This is a genomic window from Xenorhabdus sp. TH1 (assembly GCF_037260955.1).
In the GTDB taxonomy this organism is placed as follows: Bacteria; Pseudomonadota; Gammaproteobacteria; order Enterobacterales; family Enterobacteriaceae; genus Xenorhabdus; species Xenorhabdus griffiniae.
The window spans coordinates 1,879,113-1,891,646 of record NZ_CP147734.1; the positions used below are offsets into that span (position 1 = coordinate 1,879,113).

Genomic DNA, 12,534 nt, shown 5'->3' on the forward strand with positions numbered 1-12,534 from the left:
TATGCTGAAGATAGGCATTATCGGTACAGGCGCGGTTGCATGTTATTTGGCTCATCAATGCAAGAAACAAGGATGTCAGGTTTTTTTATTATCTTCACGAGGAATAAGGAACCAGACATTACCTATCAGTCACATACAACTCAGTGATGATACAAATCATGAGCAGGCAATCAGCAAAGATCTCGGCAGTATCGTTATTGATGGTCATTTCACTGATTATGCAGATTTTCTGTCTAAAGATTTTGATCAATTGTATGTGTGCAGCAAGACGGTATCCAATCAACATATTTGCCAGCAATTATCGCGCAATAAACATCAGCTCCGTAGCCCTGTGGTTATATTCCAAAATGGTTTTACCACAGAACAAACCTTTATTGATGAGGCATTAGGTGTCACGGTCATCCGTGGTGTACTCAACTTTTCGGTGACTTTGCATAACAAACAAAACCTGAGATTGATGTTTCTTAAAACCAGCTATCTTGGATGCATTGAACTCACTGAACAGGCAGAAGCGGATATTTTGGCGGTTTTGGATTTACTCAACCGAGTCGGCATTCCCTTCGAAGGTTGTGAAGATATCGGACATAAAGCGTTTGCCAAAAACACGCTCAATGCGGCGGCCTCTGTGTGCGGATTAGTCCGTATCGGCGTATATACAGCGATGCGTAATTATGCTTCCCGATCTGTTATTCAGTCGATTATTGACGAGTGTGCTGCCATTGGCGAAAAAACCGGATATGTCAAAGATAGCGAAAGTTTCCGGCGTCAGTCCGTGGGGTATTTAATGTCAATTCCCGATTTTAATTCTTCTTTGGTATTGGATGTGATCAATGGCCGGGAAACAGAGGCAGATACCTTACTGGCTTCCTTGGTCAAACTTAGCCAACGAATAGACATTGCCACGCCAAATCTGAATTTTGTTTATCGTTATTTCGATTTTTATAACACATATATAACCCAATCCCAGACATTCACGAAAACGATCCTGGTCGAAGGAGATGCCTAATGAGTAATAATACTACAATCGATACTACAGTCATGTTACCTGAAGGTGGTGAAGGTGTTCTGAATAACGTATTTTCTCCTTATGCTGATTATTTTGTCGACATGATCGACCAGCGTCACTCTCATATTGCGATTGAACCGGTTGGAATATATGAGAGCCAAATTAAACATTACGTTTGCCAGGATTATTTCAATTACGAACAGAAAGAACTGTGGAAAAGTATTCCCCAGTTTATAGCGCCCATTCAATCATTGGAAAAAGTAGGGGATTTTATTACAGTCGATTATCAGGGGCGTGTTCCGATGATTGTGAGTAAAGTCGATGATAATCGTTGTGCCGTATTTGAAAATGTCTGTCCTCATCGGGGAGCCAGACTTGAACATCATAAGGAAGGGTGCAAAAAAGCTTTTGTTTGCCCTTATCATAGTTGGTCATTCAGTCATCAAGGCCATCTGATAGCTGCTCGTTGGCGAGAAGCTTTCCCTGAAATACCCGATCAATATCGTTCACTTAATGCAATTGATACGCTACAAAAGTTTAGTATGTTGTGGCAAATGCCAGGTGAATCTATGCCTGACTTTTCGCTGGAACATTGGTTTTCTGCCATTGATGATCAAATTTCCGCTATCGGCTTTGAACAGCACCAATTGTTGAATTCCCGTGAAAGGATGATTAAAGCTAACTGGAAATTACTGATTGAAAATTTTATTGAATATTATCATGTCCAGTCTCTGCACCGAAACAGCCTGGCTCCCACATTAAATGGCCAGCTTTATTCATTGGATTCTTTTGCCCAGCATGGACGGATTTTGACCCCACTGAAAAATTTGGCTCAGGTTCGTCGACAAACACCACATAAGACACGTCGGGAGATGGTAGCCACTTATTTGCTGTTCCCCAATGTGATTATCGGGGTACAGCCTTATCATGTTTTTGTCTCTTTTTATCATCCTGTGTCGGTAAACCAAACCTGGTCGAAGACGTTCAACTTTATCCATAAAGCAGATGAGGCGATAAGCGAGGTATGCCAACTGGATGTGGAATATCTGGCAGAAGCCCTTGAAGAAGATTACGAGGCGATTGAGCAAGTCCAAAGAAATCTGGAAGTATGCACCGCGCCGAGCCTGCTGTATGGCGAAGCGGAATCCCTTATTGTGCAGTTGCATCGCAATTTGGCAGCCATTTTGAACCAAAGTGGTAAGGGAGCAAACAAGGTATGAGTGAGATAAGAGATCTGGAGCGTGCTGATTTTGAGATTGATGAAGTGCCGGTCTCTGCTGGCCAGCAAGATTTGTGGTTGGCAGAACAATTAACTGCAAAACAGCTTTACATCGTACCCGTAACCTACGAATTAGTTGGCTCATTAGATCAGGATAAATTGCTGGATGCGATTGCCCAGACGATACAAAACAGTGAAGCTTTCCGTACCGCATTTGTCGAAAGCGATCAGGGATTGGTTCAGCATATCTACCCTGAGATTGAATTACCCGTTACTGTGATAGATCTATCTAGGCAAGGCATAGCATCAGATAATGATGAGCGCCTGCAACAGGCATTGACGCACTGTCAGCATAATTTGGAAACCCCATTTACTTTGGGAAAACCCGGTTTGGCACGTTTTTTATTGATCAAGTTAGGAGAGCAAAGCCACATTTTGCATTTTTGCCTCCATCACCTGATTTGCGACAATGATTCAGTGGCATTGATTCTTAATAATATTGCGACAGTGTATGCGGGTGGTTCGTTACCGAGCGGTGATACTGATCGCCTTGAATACGCTGAATTTGCCAGCTGGCAGGATGAATTGCTGCGCGGTGATTATCTGGCTAATGATGAAGAATATTGGTTGACAGAACTTGAAGGAGTAGATGGACGCTTGGAACTGGCTATTGGTAATCCTGTTCCATCGAAAAGTGAGCAAGGTGGTATGATCCGGTGCCAGCTAGCCCCTTCTTTAGTTACCTCCTTCAATGATTGTGCCGCTACTTTGGGTATTTCACCAGCACTGGGTTATTTTACCCTATATGCTTCTCTTTTGTATCGGCTGACGGGGCAGCAAACCATAGTGTTTGGGGTACCGGCCTCTTTGCGAGATGATCAGCGTTTGGAGAAAACGATAGGTTATTTTATCAATGTGTTGCCGATTAAAGTGATATTCCATCCGCAAATCAGTTTTGCTGATATTGCAGCCCAGCTTAGTCGCCAGCTCTACAATGGCATTGAACACCAGCAATTGCCTTACAGCCATATTGTACGTTGTGTCAGCCATGCCCAGCAAATCCCGCAGTCCCCCTTATTCAATGTGATGTACAACTATTTTGTTGGTCAGGGAGATTGGGTATTGCCCGGAACCCGATCTCGTCAACATGAGTTGATACCCGTTGGGGGAAAATTCCCATTGACGTTGTTTGTGGTTAATCACGCTGATACCGTAGAGTTAAGTTTTGAATATCAATACGCACATGTTGCCGCAGATTATGCTGAAGTATTAAGCGACAGTTATCAGCAATTGTGTACGGCGATGGTTTTTGATGTTGATCAGGAAGTGTTGGCGCAACCTTTGTTGAATGAAGCTGATTATCAACGTCAAGTCCTGGCATTCAACCAGACTGACACTGTCTTCCAAGATGATTTTTGTCATCATTTTTTCCGTCAATTGGACGCTGAACCTGAGCTAACGGCGGTTGAATATTGGGACGAATCGCGAACTGGACGACTCAGTTATAAAAAACTGTACCACTTAAGCCAATGGGTAGCTGACGAATTACGCAGTCATATTATTTCAGGTTCATCACGGCAGGCTAAGGTGGTTATTTTCTCTGGCGCCACCCCCTTGTCCCTAGCCACGATTGTTGCTTGCTTGATTGAAGGTATTGTATGGATACCGGTAGATAGCCAATTACCCCTCAACCGTCTGTTGCTGATTGTTCAAGATGCCATCCCCGATGCCATAGTGATAGAAGATAAGATCGCGGGCAAAAATGCATCTTTATTGGCGGCAATGGAGCGTTTCGATATACCCGTTATTGAGTTAAACAGCGAATGGGAAATAAGAGATGATAATAATCACATAGGCTGCATCCCTTTGATTCCTCGTTGGAAACTCATTGCAGAAAATGACTGCCTTTGCTACATGATTTATACCTCCGGTACGACAGGGAAGCCAAAAGGTGTCGAAATTTATCGCAAGGGCCTTAACAACTATCTCAATTGGACAACACAGGCTTATATGCCGCCAGGTACGTCTGATTTGGGGGGATTGGGTGTGCCAGTGACCACTTCCTTCGGGTTTGATGCCACTATTACGAGTTTGCTTCTGCCATTAATTGCGCGAGGATACGTCATCCTTTTTTCTGCGCAGGCCAGCCAAAATGCGGCATTATTGCGCTTATTTGAGCTAAATCAGCCTTTAGGATTGATGAAAACGACGCCTTCACAATTGGAGCATTTAGCATTAAGCATGGGGCAGAAGCAGACTCCGCTGGATGTTAAGGTCATAGTGATCGGGGGGGAGCAAATGAGTCGTGCTCATTTGGGCTATCTCAAAACAATCGCGCCAGAAAGTAGGTGTTTTAATGAATATGGACCGACAGAGACTGTTGTTGGTTGTTGCGTGGAGCGGTTAAATATCGCTGCTGAATCAAACCAACATTATCATGGCGTGTTACCGATAGGTTCTCCCATAGCTAATACACAGATGTATGTGTTGAATGAAAGAGGTTGCCATCAACCCTCTGGCGTGATTGGTGAATTATGTATTGGTGGGGAGGGAGTAGCTAAAGGATATTGGCAACGCCCGGATTTAACAGCCGCTGCATTCATTGCCGATCCATTCGCAAAAGTTAATGGGAAATGGCTTTACCGAACTGGCGATCTGGCTTGTTTTACCATGGATAATAAACTCTTATGTCTGGGGCGAAAGGATAATCAGATCAAGCTTCGTGGTTACAGGATTGAACCGGAAGAAATTGAGTCGTGGATTAAACAGGTGCCGGATATTGATAAGGCTGTGGTCGTGATTGAAAAACAGCTCCATGAACGGCTTTGTGGCTACCTGGTTGCATCTTCACGGTTTACGGGAAGTGCGCAAGAACTTATTGATAAGGTCAAACAGTATCTGCAAGGCCAATTGCCGGATTACATGATCCCAACACAATGGCGGGTAATTGAAGCCATTCCTTATACAATTAACAATAAGATCGATACTGCTGCATTATTGGCATTAGGGGGGAACCGAATCTCTTCTGATGCAGAGGAGCATCTGGAACATGACTTGGATTCTGATATAGCAAAACAAGTCTTGAGCCATTTTAGCGAGGCGCTAAATCGCCATATTGTTTTGCTAGAGGATAATTTCTTTCAACTAGGGGGAGATTCTCTGATGGCAGTGCACCTGCTGGCAAAAATCAACGTACATTTCGCTATTGAAGTAAAACTCAAGACGTTCTATCAACAGGCATCCCTGAAAAATTTGATTACGTTGGTAGAAGAAAGGATCCGTCATGGTAATAGACATATTGGCAAGTGATTTGAGGAGTGTAGTTTGGAAAATAATAAGTTGTTTATTATACCAAAACCGATCAGTAGTCCGAGGTTGAGACTCTTTTGCTTTCCATATGCGGGGGGATCTGCGAGAACTTATCTTGATTGGGCAGCGTATTTTAATGATGATATTGAGATAGTGGCAGTTCAACCGCCAGGGCGGGCAACTCGAATTGGTGAAACCTTGTATGAAGATTTGCCTTCTCTGGTCGATGAGTTAATCGCTCAGGCTGCATTTATTACGCAGATCCCTTATGTATTTATTGGACATAGCCTGGGATGCCGTGTGGCATTTGAACTTGCTTGTCAATTGCAATCCCGTGCTTATCCCATTCCTGTCCACTTCTTTGCGTCAGGGTGTCCAGCTCCACATTTGAAGGATAATAATCCTTATACTCATAACTTGCCTCGTGACCAATTTATCCGTGAGCTACAAAAAATGAATGGCGCCACTGATGAAATATTGTTAAATGATGAACTTATGGATATATTGCTGCCGGTTTTAAGGGCTGATTTCAAGATGGCTGAAACCTATCAGCCAGCACGATTCGTCCTAAAAAGCCCAGTAACTGTTTTAAGTGGTGATTCCGATCCTGACGTTAAACCAATTGAACTTTATGCCTGGTCAGAATTATCCAGCGAAGATTTAACGATACAATATATTCAGGGAGATCATTTTTTTATTGATCAAAATAGAGGGCGGGTTATAGAGGTTATGTTGTCTGCATTATCACCAATGTGACACCTTGCCTATCGGAAAGGGTTATAACTTAACGCGATGCTCGACTTTTATGGTGAGTTGAAATGACATAGCCGCTCCTTTATAACTTTAAGTCGCCAAACTGAGAGAAATAAAGGAACAAAGGCTATGTCACAGCAAGATTTTATCATTTGGGTGTTTTGTTGGGTAGACGATAATTTAACGGCGTTACAGCAAAGCTCTCGATTCAGAAGCCGGGGATACCCACCTAAGCTGAGCGATGCGGAAGCCATCACGATGGAAGTGGTGGGTGAATTCTTAGGCTTTTCAACGGATAAAGGAATTTGGACGTACTTTCGTGATCACTGGTGCGAGTGGTTTCCGGGACTGGGTTCACGCGCCAATTTTGCTAAACAGGTTGCGAATCTTTGGGCTGTTAAACAAAAGCTGCAAGAAAAGCTGGCGAGGTTATTGGGTGCGTTCGATAGGCCGGTACATATTGTCGACGGATTTCCGTTGCCCATCTGTGGATTCAAAAGAGCGAAAGGCAGTGCCAGCTTTAAAGGACAAGCTGATTATGGGTACTGCGCCGCCAAAAACGAAACTTACTACGGCTTTAAAGGGCATCTCATGATAGATGAAATTGGCGTAGTAACGGGATTCACATTGACGCCCGCCAATGTCAGTGAGCGTGAAGCGGTCTGGGACTTGACTAGCCCAATAAAAGGCTGTTTGCTCGGCGATAAAGGTTATTTAGGTTTTGAATTTCAAGAGGAAATGAAGCAGTCGGGTATTGAAATGATAGCCCCGGTGCGTGCCAATATGGATGACCCAGTCCCCAGAGAAACAAGAAAGCGCATTAATGCCAAACGGCGCTTAATTGAAACCGTCATTGGTCAACTCGCTGGGCAATTTGCTATCGAGAAGTGCTGGGCACGGGATTTGTGGCATTTGAGTAATCGAATAGCCAGAAAACTGCTTTCTCATACACTGGGTATTTTTGCCAATTTTAAACAAGGTAAAAGTCAACGCGACTGGCTTCAACAAGCCCATGTTATAGGGAGCTAAAGTTGAGCATCGCGTTAACTTACCTAAATATAACCCTTGTTATACGCATCAAACTTCAAGTTGCAATTTACAACACGCTATGAAGCTCGATATCTCCCTGCTTCGCGGGGAGATATCATATGCATCTTGAAGTGAGATTGGTATAGTTGTATTTGAATTGTCGCTAAAAATCAGTTTCTTGCCTTGAACGTTAAGCTCAATGCAAATAACACTGCCGAACAAAGTACAACGGAAGGTCCTGCCGGTGTGTTATAAAATGCCGATAATGTTAACCCTCCCGTAACAGAAAGCATACCGACAATAATTGCAAAAACGGCCATTTGTTCAGGTGTGCGGGAGAAACGACGGGAGGTAGCGGCAGGGATAATCAGCAGGGAGGTGATAATTAATGCCCCAACGAATTTCATTGCCAGCCCAATAGTTAATGCTGTCACTAACATCAGCAGGATACGCAGACGTTGAATTTTAATGCCATCAACAAAGGCCAAATCTTGGCTAACTGTTATTGATAGCAGGGCGCGCCATTGCCATGTCAGTAATCCAGTAACAATCGCGACACCGGCCGCAATGAGCCAGAGATCTTCGTAAGTTACGGACAATAAATCGCCAAACAAATAAGCCATTAGATCGACCCTGACACTGGTCATAAAACTAACGACGACTAAGCCCAGCGACAAGGCACTGTGAGCCAGAATGCCTAATAAGGTATCAACTGCCAATTGCGGGCGCTTTTCCAGCCAAACCAAAATAGTGGCTAAGATAAGAGTCACTGCAATCACCGCATAAAATGGGTTCACATTCAGTAAGAAACCAAATGCAACACCAAGCAGTGATGCGTGTGCCAGTGTATCACCAAAATAGGACATTCTGCGCCAAACGACAAAAGAACCAAGAGGCCCCGCGGCAATTGCCAAAAAAATACCGGCGAGCCAGCCGGGAAGCAATAATTCAATCATCGGCGTGATTCCCCAACATTTTTCAAAATAATTTTCCCTCTCAGATCATGATGATGATTGTGGTGATGGCGGTAAACTGCCAGTTGCTCTGCGCCATGATGCCCAAACATTGCAATAAATTCTGGGTGCATTGACACCACTTCTGGTGTGCCAGAACAACAAATGTGCTGATTGAGGCATAAAACCTCGTCTGTTTTCGCCATGACTAAGTGCAGGTCATGGGATACCATCAGTACAGCGCAATTAAGCTCTGTTCTGATTTGGTTGATTAAGTCATAAAGCGCCAGTTGGCCATTGACATCCACGCCTTGTGTTGGTTCATCAAGAACTAAAAGCTGGGGGTGATTCAGTAAGGCCCTGGCGAGTAATACCCGCTGAGTTTCTCCACCAGACAGCTTTTGCATGGGTTGCTCTAATAAGTGAGCAGCCTTGACTCGATTTAATACCGGTATGATATCTGCTGGTTTTACGTTTGGCCTTAGCAGCATAAACCGCTTAACAGTCAGGGGTAGAGTGGGATCAAGGTTAAGTTTTTGTGGAACATAACCAATTCTTAATGTGGGGTTCTGTTCAATCGTGCCCGAAGTGGGTTGGATTAAACCAAGAACGACGCGAACCAGCGTTGATTTTCCTGCACCGTTTGGGCCGATCAGGGTCAGAATTTTCCCTTGCTTGAGATTGAATGAAATATTGTTTAATACCTTGCGGTTACCAAATTCAACCGTAATATTTTTTAGGGTAATCATAATTGATGAGTTAAACGTGTCTTGCAGAATTATTGAAATGTTATAATATAACATAATTTAGTTTTCTGCATGGAATATTCATAGTATGTTACACAACTCACAAAAATACCCGCATAAATTTTTTCATAACATCGCATTAGCGACTATGTTAATGGTAGGAATAAATTGCTCCGCACAGGCCGATGTTGTCACATCTATTCGTCCATTGGGCTTTATTGCTGCTGCCATTGCCGATGGCGTAACAAATACTCAAGTACTTCTTCCTGATGGCGCTTCTCCACATGATTATGCGTTACGGCCTCTGGATGTACGGAAAATTAATCAAGCTGACTTGGTTGTTTGGATTGGCCCAGATATGGAAACTTTTTTAGCAAAACCTATAGCTAAAATTGAACGAAGTAAACAACTGTCACTGGCTGAATTATCTACCATTAAGCCACTTTTATTGAAAAATAGTGAAGAAAATGGTAATGATTCCGGTGCTGAATCATATCAGCATGAACATGAGGACGATCACCATCATCATGGTGAATATAATATGCACATTTGGCTTTCTCCAAAGATCGCGGAAAAAGCCGCTCAGGCAATATACGATCAGCTTATTGAGCAGTATCCTCAACAAAAACAGCAATTAGAAGTAAACCTACGTAAATTCAATGGACAGCTTGCACAAACTGATAAGAATATTACTTATGTTTTAAAACCCATACAAAAAAAGGGTTATTTTGTTTTTCATGATGCATATGGCTATTTTGAAAAACATTACCAATTGGCTCCACTCGGTGTTTTCACGCTCAATCCTGAAATACCACCCGGTGCGCAGAGACTACACAAGATACGAACACAATTGGTTGAGCAAAAAGCAAGGTGTATTTTTGCTGAACCTCAATTTAGGCCAGCCGTTATTCATGCCGTAGCAAAAGGTACTGATGTACGTATTGGAATACTTGACCCTTTAGGGAGCGGTATCACATTGGATAAAGATAGCTACATGAAATTTATAACTCAGCTATCAAAACAATATGCGAGCTGCCTAAGTTAGTACAATAAGGAATTTTTTAGTGCAGCAGATAGCTAAAACTATCGTTCTGGTATACAACAACCTGCCTAAACCCCATAAGATCATGCTAGGGTCTCTAACGCTAGTCACTTTGGCTATCGCGATATGGCGGCCTGTTGTTTATCATGAACGAGAAGAACAACGGACAGGTAATATCATTATCAGTACCCCCGATAGCATTCCAGATGCGACGGATGATGTTGCTGGGGATGCTAATGAACAACTTCCCAATGAAGGTATTGGGGATGATGATGGTAGTGCTGTTGATACAGCAGCAAATGTTCCGCACCAATATGTTGTTTCTAGTGGTGATACCCTGAGTTCGATTTTAACTCAGTTCGGAATTGATTCCTCTGATGTCGCTTTGTTAGCCAATCAATATAAGGTGTTGCGTAATTTAGGTATTGGTCAATCATTATCGTGGTCTACTGACGATAATGGGAATCTAAAAACGCTGACATGGAATATATCACGTCGTGAAACCCGCGTTTATACTCGTGAAGGGGATGTTTTTAACGAAACGCAAGAGTTCCAGAAGGGAGAATGGAAGAACAGTGTTATCACAGGCATAATCGATGGCAGCTTTAATAGTAGTGCCTTGGTTGCTGGATTAACAAGTGGTGAAGTCAGAGAAGTGACTAAAGCACTGCAATGGCAGATAGATTTCCGCAAATTGCGTAAAGGGGATCGTTTTTCTGTGTTGATGTCCCGCGAAATGCTTGATGGAAAAAGTGAACAAAGCCAGTTGTTAGGCGTTCGCTTACAGAGTGGTGGCGACGATTATTATGCCTTCCGTGCCGATGATGGTCGTTTTTATGACAGTAATGCTTCCGGTTTGGAGCGTGGTTTCCTGCGCTTTCCCACAACTAAACAATTCAGAGTGTCTTCTTCTTTCAATCCTCGTCGTTTAAATCCGGTAACAGGCAGAATTACAGCACATAGGGGGGTTGATTTTGCTATGCCAGTGGGAACTCCGGTTCTAGCGGTAGGTGATGGTGAAGTCGTTGTCGCCAAATTTGATGGGGCAGCTGGTAATTTCATTGCCATTCGGCATGGTCGCCAATATACAACGCGATATATGCACTTGAGGAAAATATTGGTAAAACCGGGTCAGAAAGTGAAACGGGGTGAGCGTATTGCGCTATCAGGAAATACGGGGCGTTCAACAGGCCCACATTTGCACTTTGAATTCTGGGATAACCAGCGACCTGTGAATCCTCTCACGGCAAAATTACCGCGTTCTGGTGGTCTGAGTGGTAAAGAACGTACAGAATATATCGCTGCGGTTAAAGAAATTAAGCCTCAATTATTGCTGGATTAAGTGCATTAAATCCCGATTATTGACAGACATAAAAGCGGATGATGGCTATCGTCCGCTTTTATATTATTTTTTGTTATAAACTTGTTCTTCGATAGCAAGTGTTGGAATCATCAGAGCTAGCTCATGAATAAAGAAAAAGATACAGACAGTAAATTGGGATATGTCCCTCGATTTCATCGAGCTTATTTACATCCCCGTTATTGGGGGCTTTGGGCTGGCGTAGGAATATTGGCAGGGTTATCTTATGTCCCTGTAAAATGGCGTGATCCATTTCTGGCTAGAATAGGTATTTGGGCAGGAAAAAAAGCGAGCAGTGCTCGTCACAGAGCGAAAATCAATTTAATTTACTGCTTTCCTGAGTTAACGGAACAACAACGTGAAGAGCTGATTGATTGCATGTTTGCTACTGCTCCTCAATCATTTGTTATGCTGGCGGAACTTTGTCTCCGGGGAGCAAAATCGACACTTAAACGTACCCAATGGCATGGCGAGGAGATTATTCAAGCCTTAAATGCCCAAGGCAAAAATGTGATTTTTATGGTTCCACATGGCTGGTCTGTTGATATTCCCGCGATGTTATTGGCTGCACGTGGCCAAAAAATGTCAGCGATGTTTCATCATCAAAATAATCCTGTGGCTGATTACTTATGGAATAAAGCGCGCTGTCACTTTGGTGGTCGTTTGCATTCCCGTGATGCGGGAATTAAACCCTTTATCTCTACAGTGCGTGAAGGCTTTTGGGGATATTATTTGCCCGATCAGGATCATGGCGAAGAACATAGTGAATTTGTTGATTTTTTTGCCACTTACAAGGCTACGTTGCCTGCACTTGGGCGCTTAATGAAGGTTTGCCGTGCTGCTATTGTTCCGTTATTTCCGGTTTATAATTGCCAAACTCATCAATTGGATATTTATATCCGTCCACCCATGGAGGATATTGCAGGGCAGGATGATACCTATATTGCTCGCCGAATGAATGAGGAATTGGAGGAATTGGTGAAGCCGAATCCTGAACAATATACTTGGATCTTAAAATTACTTAAGACGCGGAAAGCAGGGGATATTGAGCCTTATAAAAGGGAAGATCTGTGATGTTTGGGATAATAAAATTAATCATAATAAGAGGCAGTGTACT

Annotated in this window: 10 protein-coding genes; 8 read left to right on the forward strand and 2 right to left on the reverse strand. The window is 43.2% G+C overall.

Annotated elements, in window-relative coordinates; all coding sequences use genetic code 11:
• Nucleotide 1 precedes the first annotated feature (1 nt).
• The 5 genes from WDV74_RS08370 (at nucleotide 2) to WDV74_RS08390 (ending at nucleotide 7,316) form a co-directional block, all read left to right on the forward strand.
• Nucleotides 2-1,006: a ketopantoate reductase C-terminal domain-containing protein gene (locus WDV74_RS08370; RefSeq protein ID WP_338885494.1), complete on the forward strand. Its 1,005-nt coding sequence runs from the start codon at nucleotides 2-4 to the stop codon at nucleotides 1,004-1,006.
• Complete coding sequence (locus WDV74_RS08375) at nucleotides 1,006-2,226, forward strand: SRPBCC family protein (protein ID WP_338802937.1); 1,221 nt, start codon at nucleotides 1,006-1,008, stop codon at nucleotides 2,224-2,226. The genes WDV74_RS08370 and WDV74_RS08375 overlap by 1 nt, the downstream gene beginning before the upstream one ends.
• Nucleotides 2,223-5,534, forward strand: a complete 3,312-nt coding sequence (locus tag WDV74_RS08380; protein WP_338885495.1) for a condensation domain-containing protein — start codon at nucleotides 2,223-2,225, stop codon at nucleotides 5,532-5,534. The genes WDV74_RS08375 and WDV74_RS08380 overlap by 4 nt, the downstream gene beginning before the upstream one ends.
• Before the next feature lie 66 nt (nucleotides 5,535-5,600).
• Nucleotides 5,601-6,290, forward strand: coding sequence for an alpha/beta fold hydrolase (locus WDV74_RS08385; RefSeq protein ID WP_338885561.1), 690 nt, complete (start codon nucleotides 5,601-5,603; stop codon nucleotides 6,288-6,290).
• 126 nt (nucleotides 6,291-6,416) lie between these two features.
• Entirely contained in the window at nucleotides 6,417-7,316 is a 900-nt protein-coding gene (locus WDV74_RS08390; protein ID WP_338882223.1) for an IS982 family transposase, read from the forward strand.
• 170 nt (nucleotides 7,317-7,486) lie between these two features.
• Here the strand turns inward: WDV74_RS08390 and znuB are convergent, their stop codons facing one another.
• A complete protein-coding gene (znuB, locus tag WDV74_RS08395; protein ID WP_189759472.1) occupies nucleotides 7,487-8,272 on the reverse strand; it encodes a zinc ABC transporter permease subunit ZnuB in 786 nt (261 codons plus the stop codon).
• Nucleotides 8,269-9,018: a zinc ABC transporter ATP-binding protein ZnuC gene (gene znuC / locus WDV74_RS08400; protein WP_338885562.1), complete on the reverse strand. Its 750-nt coding sequence runs from the start codon at nucleotides 9,016-9,018 to the stop codon at nucleotides 8,269-8,271. The genes znuB and znuC overlap by 4 nt, the downstream gene beginning before the upstream one ends.
• 85 nt (nucleotides 9,019-9,103) lie before the next feature.
• Here znuC and znuA point away from each other — a divergent pair, with 85 nt between their 5' ends.
• From znuA to lpxM, 3 genes are all read left to right on the forward strand, one after another.
• Nucleotides 9,104-10,060 carry a zinc ABC transporter substrate-binding protein ZnuA gene (znuA, locus tag WDV74_RS08405; protein ID WP_338882225.1) on the forward strand — a complete coding sequence of 319 codons (957 nt, stop codon included), beginning with the start codon at nucleotides 9,104-9,106 and terminating at the stop codon, nucleotides 10,058-10,060.
• Nucleotides 10,061-10,079: 19 nt separating this feature from the next.
• A complete protein-coding gene (gene mepM / locus WDV74_RS08410) occupies nucleotides 10,080-11,399 on the forward strand; it encodes a murein DD-endopeptidase MepM (protein WP_338882227.1) in 1,320 nt (439 codons plus the stop codon).
• A gap of 123 nt (nucleotides 11,400-11,522) precedes the next feature.
• Complete coding sequence (gene lpxM / locus WDV74_RS08415; protein WP_338882229.1) at nucleotides 11,523-12,491, forward strand: lauroyl-Kdo(2)-lipid IV(A) myristoyltransferase; 969 nt, start codon at nucleotides 11,523-11,525, stop codon at nucleotides 12,489-12,491.
• The last annotated feature ends 43 nt before the right edge of the window (nucleotides 12,492-12,534 follow it).

Bases quoted from the DNA above. Each gene is read 5' to 3' on its own strand.
- znuB (WP_189759472.1), bottom strand. From the start codon at position 8,272: ATGATTGAATTATTGCTTCCCGGCTGGCTCGCCGGTATTTTTTTGGCA.
- WDV74_RS08370 (WP_338885494.1), top strand. From the start codon at position 2: ATGCTGAAGATAGGCATTATCGGTACAGGCGCGGTTGCATGTTATTTG.
- WDV74_RS08375 (WP_338802937.1), top strand. From the start codon at position 1,006: ATGAGTAATAATACTACAATCGATACTACAGTCATGTTACCTGAAGGT.
- lpxM (WP_338882229.1), top strand. From the start codon at position 11,523: ATGAATAAAGAAAAAGATACAGACAGTAAATTGGGATATGTCCCTCGA.
- znuC (WP_338885562.1), bottom strand. From the start codon at position 9,018: ATGATTACCCTAAAAAATATTACGGTTGAATTTGGTAACCGCAAGGTA.
- WDV74_RS08380 (WP_338885495.1), top strand. From the start codon at position 2,223: ATGAGTGAGATAAGAGATCTGGAGCGTGCTGATTTTGAGATTGATGAA.
- WDV74_RS08390 (WP_338882223.1), top strand. From the start codon at position 6,417: ATGTCACAGCAAGATTTTATCATTTGGGTGTTTTGTTGGGTAGACGAT.
- znuA (WP_338882225.1), top strand. From the start codon at position 9,104: ATGTTACACAACTCACAAAAATACCCGCATAAATTTTTTCATAACATC.